Below are 18212 nucleotides of genomic sequence, written 5' to 3' on the forward strand. Positions count from 1 at the left end.
TTCTGAAAGGTTAATGGCTTTCAGATGTCAGATCGGCAGGCGCTAGCCCGGTAACCCTAAGCACGGTATCGCGATCGAAGCCGTCGGTCAGCATGGCGCGGGCAATGCGCAATGCGGCGAGCCGCTGGCTTTCCTGCTTGCCTTGTTGTAGCCCGTTACGGTGTCCTTCCTGACGTAATCTTTCTGCGATAGTCATGATCTTCTCTTTATGCTGTGGGATACGTATAGCGACCTGGCGGATAAACGTGTTGAATCACGCGGCGTCGTCAGTGTGCATCATATAATTAAACAGACTTTGAAACTGGGTGCCATTAGCGTATCCCTTAATCAACAGGGCGACCAGTTGTTCGACAAGCCCCATCAGGTCACGCTGGCGGATGTGTTTTTGTATGAGCTCCAGCAGCGCGACGCGGTGGTGCCGCATAATCTCGTCGTTCGGCACGACCGTAATATCGACCAGAGGAAATTCAATGGCGTGACACTACGCGCTTGTTAGGGGGATTGCAGCAGGGGATTATTGCTTTTGCGAGGCGCGCAGGGAGATAAATGCGGACGGCGGTAACGCTTTCCTGTTTGTGGAAGGCATTACGCAAAATTCCCCGGCAACACGACGCGTACCGGGCAACATCACGCGGGGTAAAGACCGGATAAGACGCATTAACGTCTCTATCCGGCGAAGGTTAACGCAATACCCACCACTCGCGCAGGCAGGCTTTACCCTCCGGACAACGTTTACAACTGCCTGAAAGGCAGCCATCCGCCTCTTCCGGGATACGTACCGCTTTACCCATGATCTCCAGTTGATTCAACATGGCGTCGATCATCGGCTGCGGGGCGCGCAGCGTATGGCTTATCTGCGTTGCCTCCATGCGTCCCCGTAGCGCCAGTAGATCGCGAACCTGTATCAATGAAGCCATTTTTTGCATCCCTTAGTGACAATTGCCCGCCGTGTCCGAACAACAGGAGCTGACGTTTTTGCGGGTTGCCAACAGTTTAATGTCCACACGGCTGCGGGCGCGGCGCAACAGGCTTAACACCACAATGTTAAAGACAATCACCGCCAGAATGCAGATCAGGCTGTATGTCGGGTGCTGACTGAAGCTGGTAACCTGATAAAACAGCGTTGCGAGCGAATAGGCGATATTCAGCCCCCACAGGATTGAGAAGCTCATCCAGCCGCGGCTGGACTCGCGGGAGATAGCGCCCATCACCGAGATGCACGGTACGTAAAGCAGAACGAAAATCAGGTAGCTGTACGCCGCCGCGGCGCTGCCGAATTTTTGATCCATCACGCCCATCGCCCCGGTCGCCATTTCGCCGTCGCCTTTACTTGCTTCGATCGGGTTAGCCAGTACGCTCAGGCTAAAGGTGTCTTTCAGGCTTTGCCAGGTATCGTCAACTGCGCCCAGCAGTTCATCGCCGAGGTGAAAGTCGGCAGGATTAAACGCTTCGTCCTGAATATTTTCGGCGGTGTAGAGTGTGTTCAGCGTACCGACGACAACTTCTTTCGCCATCGCGCCCGTAAACAGACCCACGGTTGCCTGCCAGTTATCCTCATGGACACCGATCGGCTTAAAGACTGGCGTGATCACTCGACTCACAGAGGCGAGGGCGGAGTCATTAATGTTGTCGACGATTTTTCCGCTTAGCGAGAAGCTGTTAAACGCGCTCAGGAAGATACTGACAATGATGATGACTTTACCGGCGCGCAGGACAAAACCTTTCAGGCGTTGCCAGGTCTGGATAATAAGGCTCTTGATATGCGGTACGTGATAAACCGGCAACTCCATCACAAATGGAGAGGCTTCGCCGCGCATAATAGTATGTTTCAGCATCAGGCCGGTTAATACCGCCATGACAATACCCAGCACGTACAGCGAGAAGACCGCCAGCGCGCCGTTTTGCCCGAAGAAGGCGGCGGCAAAGACGGCGAAAATCGCCAGACGCGCGCCGCAGGACATAAACGGCGCCATCATGATGGTCATCAGGCGTTCGCGCGGGGCGTCAAGCGTGCGGGCGCCCATCACAGAAGGCACGTTACAGCCAAAGCCGACAATCAGCGGTACGAACGATTTACCCGGCAGCCCCAGCGCCTGCATCAGGCGATCCATGACAAAGGCCGCGCGCGCCATATAGCCGGAGTCTTCGAGGAAGGAGAGGAACAGGTACATCATCCCGATCTGCGGCACCAGCGGCAGGACGGTATTGATCCCGCCGCCAAGGCCTTGCGCCAGGAAGATGGTTAACCAATCCGGGAAGTGCAGAGTGTAGCCAATCCACTGAATGCCATGAATAAAAATGGCGACGGAACCAGCATCAAATAAGGGTTGCAACGCGCCGCCGATGTTAATAGCGAGCAAGAACATCAGGTACATTACGAACAGAAAAATCGGTAAGCCGAGGAAGCGGTTGAGGATAATTTTATCTACCGCCGTGGTAAAGCGGCTGGGTTCGGCTGTCAGGGTATTGCTTACCACGTCGCAAATAGCGGCGATGCACTGGTAACGGGCGTCGGCGATATGCAGCGCCGGATCGTCCATTTCGTCCTTCAGGCGGGCAAGAGAGGTGTCCAGGTTTTGCGCCGCCTCGCCCGCATAAGCCTGGCTGTAGATATCACCCTCCAGCATTTGCAGACCCAGCCAGCGGCGCTGTTGCAAAGGCATCTCTTGGGCCATCGCGTCGGCCAGGAAATCCGCTTCGCGCAGCAACGGTTGAGCATAATGCACCAGTTCGACGTTGTCGTTAACGTTATGACGGTCAATAGCCAGTTTCAGCGCCTCAATACCGCGACCGCGAGTCGATACCAGCGGTACGACAGGACAGCCAAGACGCATGGACAATGCGTCGACATCAATACGAACCTGCTGCTTTTCGGCGATATCCAACATGTTGAGCGCGACAATACAGGGAATACCCAGCTCCAGCAGTTGCAGCGTCAGATAGAGGTTGCGCTCCAGATTGGAGGCGTCCACAACGTTTATCAACAGGTCGGCATCGCCGCTCAGGATGTAGTGGCAGGCGATCTGTTCGTCGAGAGAAGTTTGTGACGAGATGGTCGTCAGTGAATAGGTGCCGGGTAAATCCACCAGCGTGACCTGATGGTCAGTTGTCGCGAACTGGCCTTCTTTACGCTCAACGGTGACGCCAGCCCAGTTCCCCACGCGCTGACGCGCGCCGGTGAGTTGGTTAAATAAGGTGGTCTTGCCGGAATTAGGATTACCAATTAAACCAATGGTTAATTTTTTCATTTTTATAGACTCACTGTATTAACAGGAAACCGCTTCCACTTCTATTAACGCCAAATCCTTTTTACGTAATACCAGACTCACGCGTCGTGTTTCGATATGGATCGGATCGCCTAAGGGCGCGACACGGACGACATTAAATGAAGAGCCGGGCAACATGCCGAGCGAAAGCAGTTTTTGACGATACGCCGGGCTGATTTCACGCGCAAAGCCGGTGATTTTCCACGCAGTGTCAGGAGTGAATTGCATACGACCTACTTGTTTCTTGCTAACTGGATGTATACCTCATGCAGCGCTCAGTGGGGCGGCAGGAGACCCGATGTTTAGCCAACGAAGGAAAGAGTAAATAATCAACAACACAATGATAATGAGAATGGTTTCTATCTTCAATGGTTAAAATGTGACGGAATGTACAATTGCGTGATAATTTGCGCCGATGTTGATATGGCTCAACATTTATTTTATTTGTCTTTTTGCAAATACCCGTGATGTGCAAATATTCACCATTTTTAATGTTTAATTAAAGTTTCATCTGTTAATAAACTGATAATTAATAATGCAGATAGCGGAAGAGAATTAATTAACAGATTCTAATCGATAAATTTTAATTGTTAATTAAAAATGAAAGGGGCGGAGGTATTGTAAAACCATAGGCCAGATAAGGTTTCATCCGGCCTATGGGCTGAGAGCGTCGCCAGGCCTGATAAGCGCAGCGCCATCAGGCAATGATTATGCTGGATGGCGGCGTAAACGCCTTACCCGGCCTACAGGCGATTAGCGTTTTTTCCCCATTGCGGCTGCCAGCGCGTCCATCATGGCGCTGTTACCGACTGGCTGGGCGTCGCGACCGCGTGGTTTGGCCGCTTTTGTTGCCGGGCGGTTACCCTGAGCGCGGTCATTACCGCCGCCGCGGCGAGCGGTGGTTTCGCCGGGCTGTTCGTCCAGACGCATCGTCAGCGCAATACGCTTACGTTGCAGATCAACCTCCAACACCTTCACTTTTACGATGTCGCCCGCTTTTACCACGGTGTGCGGATCGTCGACGAACTTATTCGCCAGGGAAGAAATGTGAACCAGACCGTCCTGATGCACGCCGATATCAACAAACGCGCCGAAGTTGGTGACGTTAGTGACCGCCCCTTCCAGAATCATGCCCGGCAGCAGGTCGTTCATGGTTTCGACTCCATCGGCGAACTGCGCGGTTTTAAACTCCGGACGCGGGTCGCGGCCCGGTTTTTCCAGCTCTTTAATGATATCGGTGACGGTCGGCACGCCGAATCTATCGTCGGTAAAATCGGCGGCCTTGAGGTGACGCAACTCGCTGCTGTTGCCCATCAGATCTTTTAGCGCTTGCTGTGTCGCCGCCAGAATACGTTCGACAACTGGATAGGCTTCCGGGTGAACGGTAGACGCATCCAGCGGGTTATCTCCATGGTTAATACGCAGGAAGCCTGCGCACTGCTCAAACGCTTTCGGCCCCAGACGGTTCACCTTCAACAGTTGCTGGCGGTTCTGGAACTGGCCGTTCTCATCGCGCCAGGCAACGATGTTCTGCGCCATCATGCGCGTTAAGCCCGCGACGCGGGTCAGCAGCGGCACGGAGGCGGTATTCAAATCGACGCCGACGGCGTTTACGCAGTCTTCTACCACCGCATCCAGTTTACGGGCCAGTTGGGTCTGGCTGACATCGTGCTGATACTGACCGACGCCGATCGATTTCGGATCGATTTTCACCAGTTCGGCCAGCGGGTCCTGTAGACGGCGGGCAATGGAAACCGCGCCGCGCAGGGAAACATCCAGATCCGGAAATTCCTGTGCCGCCAGCTCGGAGGCCGAGTAGACGGACGCACCCGCTTCGCTGACGATCACTTTCTGCGCCGTCACGTTCGGGAACTGTTTCTGCACCTCAAGATAGAAGCGTTCGGTTTCGCGTGATGCCGTGCCGTTGCCAATAGCTACCAGTTCGACATGGTATTTTTCGCACAGCGCGGCGATGACGGTAGCCGCTTTGGCCGCCTGACCGGTATGCGGATAAATAGTATCGGTCGCCACCAGCTTGCCGGTGCCGTCAACGACAGCGACTTTTACGCCGGTACGCAGGCCAGGATCAAGGCCCATTGTGGCGCGCAGGCCAGCGGGGGCCGCCATCAGCAGGTCGTGCAGATTACGCGCGAACACGTTAATCGCTTCGTCTTCCGCACGTTCACGCACGGTACCCATCAGTTCGGTTTCGAGGTGCATTAAGACTTTGATACGCCACGTCCAGCTCACTACGCCTTTGCGCCAGCTATCCGCCGGGGCGTTATTCAGACGCAGGCCGAGGTGGTCCAGGATGATTTGCTCGCAGTGGCTTTCTTTCGGCGGCTCATCAAACTGCGGGTCGGCATTGAGTGAAAGTTGCAGAATGCCTTCGTTACGACCACGGAACATTGCCAGCGCACGGTGAGACGGGACGTTGGCAATGGGCTCATGATGGTCGAAATAGTCGCGGAATTTTGCGCCTTCTTCCTCTTTGCCGCTTACCACCGTGGCGACCAGATGGGCGTTCTTCCACAGATAGTCACGCACTTTCGCCAGCAATGCGGCGTCCTCGGCAAAGCGCTCCATCAGGATGTAACGTGCGCCGTCGAGCGCGGCTTTCGTGTCCGCCACACCGTTGTCGGCATCAATATACTTTGCCGCTTCTACGTCAGGATCGTGGGACGGCTCATTCCAGAGAAGATCGGCCAGCGGCTCAAGGCCGGCTTCAATGGCGATTTGTCCACGAGTGCGGCGTTTAGGTTTATAGGGCAGGTAGAGGTCTTCGAGCTCGGTCTTACTTAACGTACCGTTAATGGCGTTAGCCAGCTCATCGGTCAGCTTGCCTTGTTCGGAAATGGACTTGAGGATGGCCTGACGCCTGTCTTCCAGTTCACGCAGATAGCCCAGACGTGTTTCCAGGTTACGCAACTGCGTGTCATCCAGACCGCCGGTGATTTCTTTACGATAACGTGCGATAAACGGCACGGTGTTCCCTTCGTCAAGCAGGCGAACGGCAGCCTCAACCTGCCCGGCATGTGCCTGGATTTCACCTGCAATAATGCGGCAGAAAGAATCATTCATCATGGGTTAGCTTCGTCTTCAGGATAAAAATCAGGGGATAGTTATACGGATTGGCTGACAAAAATGCCAGCCATCAGCGGGGGCTTAGGATTCTTCTTGTCTCATTTGACGTATTCAATCGCGTTGACGTACCAGTTTGCTTCGCCGACCGGCGTGTTGACCACCGCCAGATCGCCCACTTCTTTTTTCAGTAGCGCCCGCGCCATCGGCGAGTCGATAGAGATGTAATCCTTACGTCCGAAAATTTCATCGTAGCCGACAATGCGGAACTTCAGAGTATCGCCGTCGTCATTTTCAATTTCCACCCAGGCGCCGAAGAAGACTTTGCCCTCCTGCTGCGGGGCATAATCCACGATTTTGAGATTTTCCATGCATTTGGTCAGATATCTGACGCGTCTGTCGATCTCACGCAGGCGCTTTTTATTATACTGATAGTCGGCATTCTCGCTGCGGTCGCCCAGACTCGCAGCCCAAGTTACTTTTTTGGTGACTTCCGGGCGCTCTTCACGCCAGAGATAATTGAGCTCTTGTTTGAGTGTTTCGTACCCTTCGCGGGTGATCAGGGGCGTTTTCATCTCGTTGATGTACCTTTGCAGTCGGACATTGCGCACATGGGGTATAACGTGATCATCCCGACAGAATAAATAATGTGTTTGCCGATTAATTGTATATTTAAGCTGCTGTTAAATATGCTTTGTAACAATTTAGTCTGAAATTCATACCAGAATTCGCTGGTGACTCACGTGAGCATTTTTAAGAATACACACTTACATTTGTTGCGAACCTTTGGGAGTACAGACAATGCAAGAGAATTATAAGATTCTGGTGGTTGATGACGATATGCGTCTGCGGGCGCTACTGGAACGTTATCTGACCGAGCAGGGCTTCCAGGTTCGAAGCGTCGCTAACGCCGAGCAGATGGATCGTCTGCTAACTCGTGAATCTTTCCATCTCATGGTACTGGATTTAATGCTGCCTGGTGAAGATGGTTTGTCGATTTGTCGCCGCCTGCGTAGCCAAAGTAATCCAATGCCGATCATTATGGTCACGGCGAAGGGGGAAGAGGTTGACCGTATCGTCGGACTGGAAATTGGCGCTGATGACTACATTCCTAAACCGTTTAACCCGCGTGAGCTGCTGGCCCGTATCCGCGCGGTACTGCGCCGTCAGGCAAACGAACTGCCAGGCGCGCCGTCGCAGGAAGAGGCCGTCATCGCGTTCGGTAAGTTTAAACTGAACCTCGGTACCCGCGAGATGTTCCGCGAAGATGAACCGATGCCGTTAACTAGCGGTGAATTTGCAGTACTGAAAGCGTTAGTCAGCCATCCGCGCGAACCGCTCTCTCGCGATAAGCTGATGAACCTGGCCCGTGGTCGCGAGTATTCCGCAATGGAGCGTTCCATCGACGTCCAGATCTCCCGTCTACGTCGTATGGTGGAAGAAGATCCGGCGCATCCGCGTTATATTCAGACCGTGTGGGGGCTGGGCTACGTTTTTGTACCGGACGGTTCTAAAGCATGAGGCGAATGCGCTTCTCGCCGCGAAGTTCATTTGCCCGCACGCTGTTGCTTATCGTCACCTTGCTGTTCGTCAGCCTGGTGACGACCTACCTGGTGGTGCTGAACTTCGCGATTTTACCGAGCCTCCAGCAGTTTAATAAGGTTCTGGCTTACGAAGTCCGTATGCTGATGACCGATAAGCTGCAACTGGAGGACGGTACGCAGTTAGTGGTGCCTCCTGCGTTTCGCCGGGAAATTTATCGCGAACTGGGGATTTCTCTCTACTCCAACGAAGCTGCTGAAGAGGCCGGACTGCGTTGGGCGCAACACTACGAATTTTTAAGCCATCAGATGGCGCAGCAGCTTGGCGGCCCGACGGAAGTACGCGTTGAGGTCAACAAAAGCTCGCCCGTTGTGTGGCTGAAAACCTGGCTGTCGCCCAATATCTGGGTGCGCGTACCGCTGACCGAGATTCATCAGGGCGATTTTTCTCCGCTGTTCCGTTACACGCTGGCGATCATGCTACTGGCGATAGGCGGCGCGTGGCTGTTTATCCGCATACAGAACCGACCGTTAGTGGATCTTGAACATGCTGCCTTACAGGTAGGGAAGGGCATTATTCCGCCGCCGTTGCGTGAATATGGTGCCTCTGAGGTGCGCTCTGTTACCCGTGCGTTTAACCATATGGCAGCCGGCGTGAAACAGTTGGCTGATGACCGCACGCTATTGATGGCGGGCGTCAGCCACGACTTGCGCACGCCGCTGACCCGTATTCGCCTGGCGACGGAGATGATGGGTGAGGAAGATGGTTATCTCGCGGAGTCGATTAATAAAGACATCGAAGAGTGTAACGCCATTATCGAACAGTTTATTGACTATCTGCGTACCGGTCAGGAAATGCCGATGGAGATGGCGGATCTCAATTCCGTACTGGGTGAAGTGATTGCGGCGGAAAGCGGCTATGAGCGTGAAATTAATACAGCGCTTCAGGCAGGCAGCATTCAGGTGAAAATGCACCCGCTATCTATTAAGCGCGCGGTAGCGAATATGGTGGTCAATGCTGCCCGTTATGGCAACGGCTGGATTAAGGTCAGCAGCGGCACCGAGTCGCATCGCGCCTGGTTCCAGGTAGAGGATGACGGGCCTGGCATTAAGCCGGAGCAGCGTAAAAATCTGTTCCAGCCTTTTGTGCGCGGTGACAGCGCCCGCAGCACCAGCGGCACTGGGCTGGGCCTGGCGATTGTGCAGCGCATTATCGATAACCATAACGGTATGCTGGAGATTGGCACCAGCGAGCGTGGCGGATTGTCGATTCGCGCCTGGCTGCCTGTTCCTGTGGCTCGCGTTCAGGGGGCCACAAAAGAGGCATAAGAAAGGGAGGCATTAGCCTCCCTTTTTCTCAACGTCGGATTCCGGGTTGGCGTTTCGCACGTCGTAGGCCGGATAAGGCAAAGCCGCCATCCGGCGTATTCCTTACAGCTTTGGTCCGGCGGTAACCAGCGCTTCGCCTGCCGGAGTATCCGTGTACTTCTCGAAGTTCTCAATGAACAGCTTCGCCAGCGCGGTGGCTTTTTCCTGCCATTGTTCCGGCGACGCATAGGTGTTACGTGGGTCGAGAATGCGGGTATCTACGCCCGGCAGTTCAGTCGGGATAGCCAGATCGAACAGCGGCAGACGGAAGGTTTCCGCGTTATCAAGAGAACCGTTCAGAATGGCGTCGATAATCGCGCGCGTATCCTTAATGGAGATACGTTTGCCGGTGCCGTTCCAGCCTGTGTTAACCAGATAAGCCTGCGCGCCCGCCGCCTGCATACGTTTCACCAGGACTTCAGCATACTGCGTCGGGTGCAGCGACAGGAACGCGGCGCCGAAGCAGGCGGAGAAGGTGGGGGTCGGTTCGGTGACGCCGCGTTCGGTGCCGGCCAGTTTAGCGGTGAAACCAGACAGGAAGTGATACTGCGTCTGGTTAGCGGTTAAACGGGAAACCGGCGGCAGCACGCCGAAAGCATCCGCAGTCAGGAAGATAACCTTCGTGGCGTGACCTGCTTTGGACACGGGCTTAACGATATTATCAATGTGATAGATCGGGTAAGAGACGCGGGTATTTTCGGTTTTGGAACCATCGTCGAAATCAACAGTACCGTCTTCGCGCACGGTGACGTTTTCCAGCAACGCATCGCGGCGAATCGCGTGATAAATTTCTGGTTCCGCTTCTTTCGACAGCTTGATGGTTTTGGCGTAGCAGCCGCCTTCAAAGTTGAACACGCCGTCGTCATCCCAACCGTGCTCATCATCGCCAATCAGACGGCGTTTCGGATCGGTGGACAGCGTGGTTTTTCCGGTACCGGAAAGGCCGAAGAAGACCGCGACATCGCCTTTTTCACCGACGTTGGCGGAACAGTGCATCGACGCGATGCCTTTCAGCGGCAGCAGGTAGTTCATTACTGAGAACATCCCTTTTTTCATTTCGCCGCCGTACCAGGTGCCGCCAATGAGCTGAATACGTTCAGTCAGGTTGAACGCCACGAAGTTTTCCGAGTTCAGCCCTTGCTCTTTCCACTGTGGGTTAGTGCATTTCGCGCCGTTCATGACGATAAAATCAGGCTTGAAATTCACCAGCTCTTCATCCGTTGGGCGAATGAACATATTTTTAACGAAGTGGGCCTGCCAGGCGACTTCCGTAATAAAGCGTACGGAAAGACGCGTATCGGCATTTGCGCCGCAGAACGCATCAACAACGAATAAGCGTTTACCGGAAAGCTGATGCGTCACCAGATCTTTCAGGTGTTGCCAGGTTTCCTGGGAGAGCGGCTTATTATCGTTTTTACCTTTCCCCTTATCGGACCACCAGAGCGTATCACGCGTGGTGTCGTCGCGAACAATATACTTATCCTTGGGCGAACGACCGGTAAAAATACCGGTATCAACGGCAACGGCGCCCAGGTTAGTTAACACGCCACGCTCATAGCCCTCCAGACCAGGATTAAGTTCTTCCTGATAAAGGGTGTCGTAACTGGGATTGTAAACGATATCCTGGACGTCATTGATACCATAAGCCTTGAGATCTTGCGGGGTTAAATTGTTCACGCGCATATCACTGCTCCTTAGCCAATATGTATTACCGGAAATAGTAAGGTTTTTTGAGGTTGGTTAACCGCGACAAGGCTCATAGATTTACGTATCTGGACAAAATCACGATTGACGAAAAACACTGTGACTCCTGTCACGCAGCGGCGGTTATTATGGCAGGAAACCTACTTTTGTTGTGGAAAATGTTCTTAAAACGTTAAAAAGAAGTGTTTTTGACCGACATAATGTGACTGTAATCGCATTCACGTAAGAAAGTTACGTAACGCCAATACTAACAATATCGATTCACCTCTCTGCGTTTTTTTCTGAATTATGCATGACGACGCCTGGCGGTGAAGAGATGATGCGATAATAAGGTTTTCTCATCACTCTGGATAACGACATGGAAAGTGTAGCGCTTTCACGTACTACTCGCTGGGGTATGATGCTCACCGGTTTGCTACAGGGAGTATTGTGTTACCTGCTGATGGCCTGGCTGGTACCGCAAAATAGCGACTGGCTGTTCTATGGTATGCCCGCGACGATAGCGTTGTCGTCAATGCTATTGCTTACCGTGGTCTCTTTTAAACAGGGCGCGCTATGGGGGTGGCTGGCGCTAATCTTCGTTGTAGTGCTGGCAATGAGCGGCTGGCTGAAATGGCAGGCTGAGGCGATGGATAAATGGCGCCAGGTCGATCTCCTCTGGCAGTATGGTCTCCGGCTTGTGTTTATGGCGATGCTGGTATTGCCCTGGATACAATATCAGTTGCATCCGCAAACTGGTTCGGCGCGTTATCTCCAGTTTTATATGCAGTTATGGCATAACGTACTGACATTGTTTATCGCTCTGGTCGCTAACGGACTGTTCTGGCTGGTTCTCCTGCTCTGGAGCGCGCTATTCAGGCTGGTGGGCATCCGCTTTTTCAGCACCCTTTTCTTTGAAACTGAAGGCTTTATTTATGTGACCATCGGCCTGATTACTGCGCTGGCGGTCATTCTCGCCCGCACGCAGTCGCGCCTTGTGGCGGCGGTGCAAAAGCTGCTGACGCTGATCGCGACGGGTTTACTGCCAGTGGTGTCGCTGCTGGCATTACTGTTTATTGTGACGTTACCCTTTACCGGACTGGAGGCGATTTCTGCGCGTGTTTCCGCTGCGGGGCTGCTATTCACGCTGACGCTGATGCTGCTGCTCCTCGTGGCGATTGTCAACGAACCGCAAAAACGCGTATTACCCTATCCGCGCGTACTACGCGGCATGATTAGCGCTTCGCTGTGCGTTGCCCCGATATATATGCTGCTGGCGGGCTGGGCGTTATGGGTACGCATTCAGCAATACGGCTGGACGCCGGATCGTCTGTATGGCGCGCTGACGGTGTCTGTCTTGCTGGTATGGTCCTTCGGTTATCTGATCGGTCTGTTACGCCGCGGACGCGACCCTGGTGAGTGGCAAGGTAAGGTGATACTGAGCGTCTCTTTGTTGACGCTGGTGATATTGCTGTTGCTGGCCTCGCCTGTACTTGATGTCTGGCGTATTAGCGTCAACAGCCATATGGCTCGTTACCATAGCGGTAAAATTACTGCGGATCAGATCAGCCTGTATATGCTGGATCACAGCGGCAAACCTGGCCAGGAAGCGCTGAAATCGTTGCGGGATGACGAGGCGTTTACGCAGAACAGAAAGCGCAATCGTGAACTGATGACGTTTTTGCAGAGAAATAAGGTCTCTCCGACGGCGGACGATTTAGCGCGGGTGGTGATGATTGCGCCCGGTAGCCAGAAGCCGGATGCCGCATTTTGGGCGTTTGTCAAAGAGCAGAGTTATTCGGACGATTCATGCCTTGAACCGGATGCCTGCGTGCTGGTGAGTCAGGAGCTTAACGGCGACGGTCAGCCTGAGCAGGTGCTGTATAACTTTATTGTTGCCGAGAGTCAGGTCTACGGCTTAAAAGAGGGGAAATGGACGCAGAAAGCGTTCGCCCGATTGCCGGACGGGTTTTCTAAGACGCAACTTTTGCGCGCGATTGCCGGGCATCGGTTAGACTCAGCTCCCAAAGCCTGGCGCGATATCATTGTTGATGGTAAGCGGTTGGATGTGAATTACTACAACGAGTAAGCTTTTTGCCTTATCAGTCCTACGGACCAGGAATGTCGGTAGGCCTGATAAGCGCAGCGCCATCAGGCAATGACCACGCCGGATAAGAGGCGATTAATGTACCTGTGGATCGGCAGGGGAGGCGTTATTTCGGAGCTCCGCGATATCCATCGCATTGAACAGGTAATGATTGCCGCAGTAATCGCAGTGCATATCGATTTCGCCTTCTTCCGCCAGAATACTGTCCACTTCTTCATCCGGCAATGTTTTCAGCGCGCCCGCGCAACGTTCGCGTGAACAGGTGCATTTGAACTCAACATCTTGCGGATCGTAGAGCGTGACCTCTTCTTCGTGATACAAACGCCACAGCACGTCATTTGCCGGTAGCGTCAGCAACTCTTCACTTTTAATGGTTTCCGTCAACATGGCCAGATGGTCGAAATCCTCCGCTTGCGCGTTCTGTGCCGGCATCACCTGGAGCAACATTCCACCTGCCGCTGGTTTACCGTCGACATCGCCGGTACGGATAAACAGGCGCGTCGGCAACTGCTCGGAGCGCAGGAAGTAATCTTCCAGGCACGCCGCCAGAGTATCGCCTTCCAGACCCACCACGCCCTGATAGCGTTCCCCTTCTTCCGGGGTAATGGTGATCACCAGATAGCCGTTGCCAACCAGCGTCTTGAGATCCGCATTGTCAGGGATGTCGCCCTGAACGCGAGCCACGCCGCGCATCTGCTGCTGATTATTGCCATTGATCACCGCCAGGCTTAACGGCCCGTCGCCCTGGAGCTGTACCGTAATGTCACCGGCAAACTTCAGCGTCGCGGTCAGCAGGCTAGTGGCGACCAGCAATTCGGCCAGTACGGTTTTTACCGGCTGCGGGTAGTTATGATGGTCGAGGATCTGTTGCAGGGTTTCCGAAACGGTCACCAGCTCGCCGCGAACGGCAAAGTTTTCAAACAGATAACGATGTAATTGGTCATGTTGCGGCATAATCATCTCTCTTGCGGGTGACAGTTATTCGCTGTCGCCGTGTTTAAATCGTAACAGGTCGCGGCGTTCTTTCTTGTCCGGTCGCCTGTCCGGATGCGGCATGGTCAGGGCGTTAAGCTTACGCGCCTGCGCCATTTTTTCGCGCTTTTCCACACTCTCCGCCGTCTCTTCATACAGAGCGACGGCTTCGCTTGCCGGACGGCGCTGTTCGGTGATGGCTTTAACGATAACCGTCCGTTCGTCATTTCCCTGACGCAGGGTAAGGGTTGCGTTCAGCTCAACGATTTTGCCCGGCTTACTGCGCTGCCCGTTGTAATGCACCTTACCGCCTTCAATCATTTCGCGGGCCAGCGCGCGGGTTTTATAAAAACGCGCGGCCCATAGCCATTTATCCAGTCTGACCTCAACGGAGGGCTTTTCTTTCATGGCGTCTCCTTCACATGAGCGAGGGGATCAGACAGCGGTAGTCGTTCAGAGACGGATGGCGCGTATACTGCTTTTCCGCCAGGCCGGAATCAGGATTCGTCACGCCAAGACAGTAGCGAATACCAAACCGGGCGGCGGCGTCGAGAATCGGTTCGCTGTCATCGATAAACAGCGTTTTCTCTGCGCTTATTCCCGTTTCCTCAGTGACAGCGCGCCATAACCGCTGATCCTCTTTGGGATAACCAAATGTGTGGGTGGAAAGTAATAAATCAAGGTGTGAGGCCAGACCGGTATGCTCCAGCTTCACCGCCAGGTTATGTGGATGTGCATTGGTGAGCAGAATCCGACGTTTTCCGCTGGCTTTTAACGCATTCAGAAACGGTACGGTATCATCGCGCAAAACGGCGCGCGGCCCTTGCGCCGTCGTCATGGCGCAAATATCCAGACCCAGGCGCTCGCTCCAGTAATCCAGACAGTACCAGTTTAGCGTATGCTGTACGGCATGATACTGCTGGCGAATATATTCCTGCGCGTCCTGCGGCGAAATACCCTGCTGCGCGCCGTAGGTTTCCGGTACCAGCTTTTGCCAGAAATAGTTATCGAACGCGAGATCGAGCAGCGTGCCGTCCATATCCAGCAAAACGGTATCCACGTTTTGCCAGTCAATATCAATATGCATGGGGAACTCCAGGGTAACGCAATTTGCGCGACAGGGTAGCATACCCTGTCGCACGGCGGCGTTATCAGATGAGATTTTCCGGAGAGATGGTTAACCTGGGATTGAGGCAGCTTTCATAGTATTCCTGGATGTCCGCCATACGGGTACGGTGGCGTTGATAACGTCTGAATGCCTGAATGCCGTTGTAGACCGCGCTCACTATCATTGCCAGCATCAGCAGCGTGGTGCCGAGGTAACGCCACCAGCCGGATTTATCGGGGATACGGTGCAGGCCGATATGCTGTGTGCCGTTGGCATCGGTATACACGCTGGTGACAATTCCCTCGGCGCTAAATGGCGTCTGCATGAGCGTTTGCGCCAGACGCTGGAAGGCGCTCCACTGTTCCTGCGCGGGATAGTCGTACAGCGGCGTAGACGGCCAGGCCTGATCGACCAGTTCGCTGCCTTCATCGCTGACGATCAGGAATCCGCCGGGTGCGGGGCTATTCAGCGACTGGGCGGCGCGCGCGGTCTCGCGAGAAATAAACGGCGCCGTTGAGGTCGTGACTAAATTTTCCAGCGACTCTGCGCTCACGGGGCGTAGCAGCACGTTGACGCCGTCCAGTTTACCGGCGTTCGCACGTTTCACAAGTGCGCTCCAGTCCTTACTATTGCCGAGGTTAACCAGCGCATTCTTCAGGCGTACGCACTCGTCTTCCGTTGCGCACAAATCAGCGGTCTTCAGGACAATATCGCCAAAGTCATCTAACAATACCATGCCCGATTTTTGTATCGCAGAGCGTAAAGACGCGCTTACACGCGAGTCGTCTTCGGGTTTTGGATGGAGCTGGCGATTTACCGCCTGGCTTAGCGCCATCGCTTTATTCACCAGGTCTGATTCCGGCAGCGGTAGCGCGGGCGCGTCATTCCAGATGATTTGCGAGCAATCGAACGGCATAAACGGTGAGTTAGACTGCCCGCTCCAGGTAGCGCCCGAATGAATATTACACATTCCTTTACCGCTCAGGTGCAGCGTATCGCCCACCCGCACGCCAGCCTTTTCAAGCTGTTTTACTGTTGTCGCCTCAATGGTTTGCGCGCCTTTCATCCACGATAAGGTAAACTTGATTGGCATATCCAGCGGGATCCAGAACAGCAGCATAAACAGCACCAGCAGCGAACCGATGGCAATGACGGTGCTGCGTAGCCAGTGCTGCAACGGGAAGTTTTTGACTTCATCATGTAGGGATAAAAACCGACCCTGGCGGGCGACATGGCGATCAAGGTAAATATCGATATCCGTTTGTTGCCCAAGATCCTTCGTAATGTAGGGTTGCCAGTGGGCAGGGTAAATGAGGTCGATGATGCCCAGGGAAATATTGTTGATCTGTTCCTGATTATTTTCCCCGAACAGCCCCCAGCGGCGGGGCGTTCCCCGCAGGCAATGAATTTCCCGCAGCGCGCTTTTTGACGGCGGCGCAAAAAGTCCCCAAAGTCCGGCTGACAGCAGCAGAATCGCGCCGCCTATCATCCACGGCACAAAAACATCCGGCGTTATCAGACAGAAAAAGAACAAGAAAAAAGAGGTGACAATTAACAACGCTTCGCGCAAGCCAGCCGGACGGCTGAGCATATATTCTTCATGGGTCTCCTGACGGATGTTTAACAGCTCGATCTGCTCGCTCTCTTCGCCGCGAATAGACGCCTGCGCAGAGGCAGGATTCTGTAGCGCGTAACCGCGCGATTCTTGCATATACTCTTGCAGCGTATGGCCATTTAAAGAGATCACCAGCGGCAGCGTATCTGTAAAGATCAGCTCAATATTGTTTTCATCATTGATGTACTGTTCCCAGAAAGGCGGCAGATGGACTTCGACGGAGTCGAGATAGTAGCGCCATTTATTGGGATCGTCAGTGGTAATGCCGTAGCGGGTGATGGAGTGGTTCAGTATCACGACACTGCTGCTTTCCGCGTTCAGCGTCAGCGAGATGGGCGCAGAGCTGGCGCCTGTCGGCCCAGGAACTTGCTGGATCTGGCTAAGGTTATCGAGATAGTTTTCTACCGCGCTGCGCTCTTCAGGCAACAGTTTACGCGTTTGCGCGTCCTGAAAGGCGCTGATCCACGGCAAACTTCCTCGTCTGGACTTTACCCTGAACCGCCATACTGCCAGTAGAGAGCAGGCCAGCAAGGCAGCTATAAAAATCAGAATGGTGCTCATGCTTTCCCCATCTTACTAAGTCTGTCAGGCGTGATCAGTCGCCCCCTGTCCAATAAACATTTTCTGTGGTTGGCTATCGGCAAGCGTGGAGTTGAACTTGAGCATTGTAAAGCGCATCCCAGTGAAGGCAAATCATAGCAATACCACCAAAAGCGGAATATCAGCAAATTCCTGGAGTTATTTCAACCTATTGACTTTTAATTTGAAATGAGGATTAACTTTTATTGCGTTACATAAATGTAAAGAAACAGCAATTCGCATTGCCGAAACCGTGCGGTATATCGCACAATGACCACAGATTTCACTGCAAAGATTCTCACAATGAGCAAATCATTACAAAAACCCACCATTCTGAAAGTGGAAACCGTCGCACAATCCCGACTGTTTAACGTAGAAAGCGTGGATCTGGAGTTCAGCAACGGCGTGCGTCGTGTGTATGAACGTATGCGACCATCAACCCGTGAGGCGGTAATGATTGTGCCGATCGTGGATGAGCATCTGATTCTTATTCGTGAGTATGCGGTGGGAACCGAATCCTATGAGCTGGGCTTCTCTAAGGGATTGATTGACCCCGGCGAAACCGTTTTTGAAGCGGCTAACCGTGAGCTCAAAGAAGAGGTAGGGTTTGGCGCACATAACCTGACATTCTTAAAAAAACTCAGCATGGCGCCCTCTTATTTTTCCAGCAAAATGAATATTGTAGTAGCGGAAGATCTCTACCCAGAGTCGCTGGAAGGCGACGAGCCTGAGCCATTGCCGCAGGTACGCTGGCCGATGGCGCATATAATGGATTTGCTGGAAGAACCCGATTTCAACGAAGCCCGCAACGTCAGCGCGCTGTTTCTGGTGCGCGAGTGGTTGAAAGCGCAGGGACGGATTGCCTGATGACGCTGCGTTTACCAGGATTACG

The 18212-nt window shown here is 53.6% G+C and carries 14 protein-coding genes and 1 pseudogene; 4 read left to right on the top strand and 11 right to left on the bottom strand.

Translation table 11 applies throughout. The features are described 5' to 3' along the window. Window positions 1–10: 10 nt before the first annotated feature. The 6 genes and pseudogenes from F4V61_RS13735 to greB form a co-directional block, all read right to left on the bottom strand. Window positions 11–478 (bottom strand): annotated as a pseudogene (locus F4V61_RS13735) (Rpn family recombination-promoting nuclease/putative transposase); the annotation flags it as partial. A 202-nt stretch (window positions 479–680) separates the two neighbouring features. Next, the gene (gene feoC / locus F4V61_RS13740; RefSeq protein WP_000157592.1) at window positions 681–917 is read right to left on the bottom strand and encodes a [Fe-S]-dependent transcriptional repressor FeoC; all 237 of its coding nucleotides are present in this window, start codon (window positions 915–917) and stop codon (window positions 681–683) included. Between the two features lie 12 nt (window positions 918–929). Then, window positions 930–3248: a Fe(2+) transporter permease subunit FeoB gene (feoB, locus tag F4V61_RS13745; RefSeq protein ID WP_000736966.1), complete on the bottom strand. Its 2319-nt coding sequence runs from the start codon at window positions 3246–3248 to the stop codon at window positions 930–932. A gap of 18 nt (window positions 3249–3266) precedes the next feature. Continuing rightward, window positions 3267–3494 (bottom strand): ferrous iron transporter A, encoded by a 228-nt coding sequence (gene feoA / locus F4V61_RS13750; RefSeq protein WP_001160955.1) that lies wholly within the window; start codon window positions 3492–3494, stop codon window positions 3267–3269. A 525-nt stretch (window positions 3495–4019) separates the two neighbouring features. Continuing rightward, entirely contained in the window at window positions 4020–6350 is a 2331-nt protein-coding gene (locus F4V61_RS13755; RefSeq protein ID WP_000980651.1) for a Tex family protein, read from the bottom strand. 98 nt (window positions 6351–6448) lie between these two features. Continuing rightward, complete coding sequence (gene greB / locus F4V61_RS13760) at window positions 6449–6922, bottom strand: transcription elongation factor GreB (protein WP_000856692.1); 474 nt, start codon at window positions 6920–6922, stop codon at window positions 6449–6451. 226 nt (window positions 6923–7148) lie between these two features. Between greB and ompR the strand changes: the two genes are divergently transcribed. Together ompR and envZ are read left to right on the top strand one after the other, a co-directional pair. Beyond that, window positions 7149–7868 carry an osmolarity response regulator transcription factor OmpR gene (gene ompR / locus F4V61_RS13765; protein WP_001157751.1) on the top strand — a complete coding sequence of 240 codons (720 nt, stop codon included), beginning with the start codon at window positions 7149–7151 and terminating at the stop codon, window positions 7866–7868. Then, entirely contained in the window at window positions 7865–9217 is a 1353-nt protein-coding gene (gene envZ / locus F4V61_RS13770; protein WP_012210857.1) for a two-component system sensor histidine kinase EnvZ, read from the top strand. The genes ompR and envZ overlap by 4 nt, the downstream gene beginning before the upstream one ends. A gap of 102 nt (window positions 9218–9319) precedes the next feature. Here envZ and pckA read toward each other — a convergent pair whose 3' ends face one another. Then, complete coding sequence (gene pckA, locus F4V61_RS13775; protein ID WP_001265686.1) at window positions 9320–10939, bottom strand: phosphoenolpyruvate carboxykinase (ATP); 1620 nt, start codon at window positions 10937–10939, stop codon at window positions 9320–9322. 379 nt (window positions 10940–11318) lie between these two features. Here pckA and F4V61_RS13780 point away from each other — a divergent pair, with 379 nt between their 5' ends. Further along, on the top strand, window positions 11319–13028 hold the full coding sequence (locus F4V61_RS13780; protein WP_080160973.1) for a DUF4153 domain-containing protein: 1710 nt from the start codon (window positions 11319–11321) through the stop codon (window positions 13026–13028). A gap of 93 nt (window positions 13029–13121) precedes the next feature. On the opposite strand, the gene hslO is transcribed toward F4V61_RS13780, so the two are convergent. The 4 genes from hslO to igaA all read right to left on the bottom strand — a co-directional run bounded on the left by hslO (window position 13122) and on the right by igaA (window position 17302). Next, entirely contained in the window at window positions 13122–14000 is an 879-nt protein-coding gene (gene hslO / locus F4V61_RS13785; RefSeq protein WP_024132103.1) for an Hsp33 family molecular chaperone HslO, read from the bottom strand. A gap of 24 nt (window positions 14001–14024) precedes the next feature. After that, window positions 14025–14426, bottom strand: a complete 402-nt coding sequence (gene hslR, locus F4V61_RS13790) for a ribosome-associated heat shock protein Hsp15 (RefSeq protein ID WP_058344953.1) — start codon at window positions 14424–14426, stop codon at window positions 14025–14027. Between the two features lie 10 nt (window positions 14427–14436). After that, window positions 14437–15105 (bottom strand): GMP/IMP nucleotidase, encoded by a 669-nt coding sequence (gene yrfG, locus F4V61_RS13795; protein WP_058344954.1) that lies wholly within the window; start codon window positions 15103–15105, stop codon window positions 14437–14439. Window positions 15106–15169: 64 nt separating this feature from the next. Beyond that, on the bottom strand, window positions 15170–17302 hold the full coding sequence (gene igaA / locus F4V61_RS13800) for an intracellular growth attenuator protein IgaA (RefSeq protein ID WP_012210859.1): 2133 nt from the start codon (window positions 17300–17302) through the stop codon (window positions 15170–15172). Between the two features lie 321 nt (window positions 17303–17623). Between igaA and nudE the strand changes: the two genes are divergently transcribed. Then, window positions 17624–18187, top strand: a complete 564-nt coding sequence (gene nudE, locus F4V61_RS13805) for an ADP compounds hydrolase NudE (protein WP_000045728.1) — start codon at window positions 17624–17626, stop codon at window positions 18185–18187. Window positions 18188–18212 lie beyond the last annotated feature (25 nt).

This window comes from Salmonella enterica subsp. arizonae, from assembly GCF_008692845.1.
Taxonomy (GTDB): Bacteria; Pseudomonadota; Gammaproteobacteria; order Enterobacterales; family Enterobacteriaceae; genus Salmonella; species Salmonella arizonae.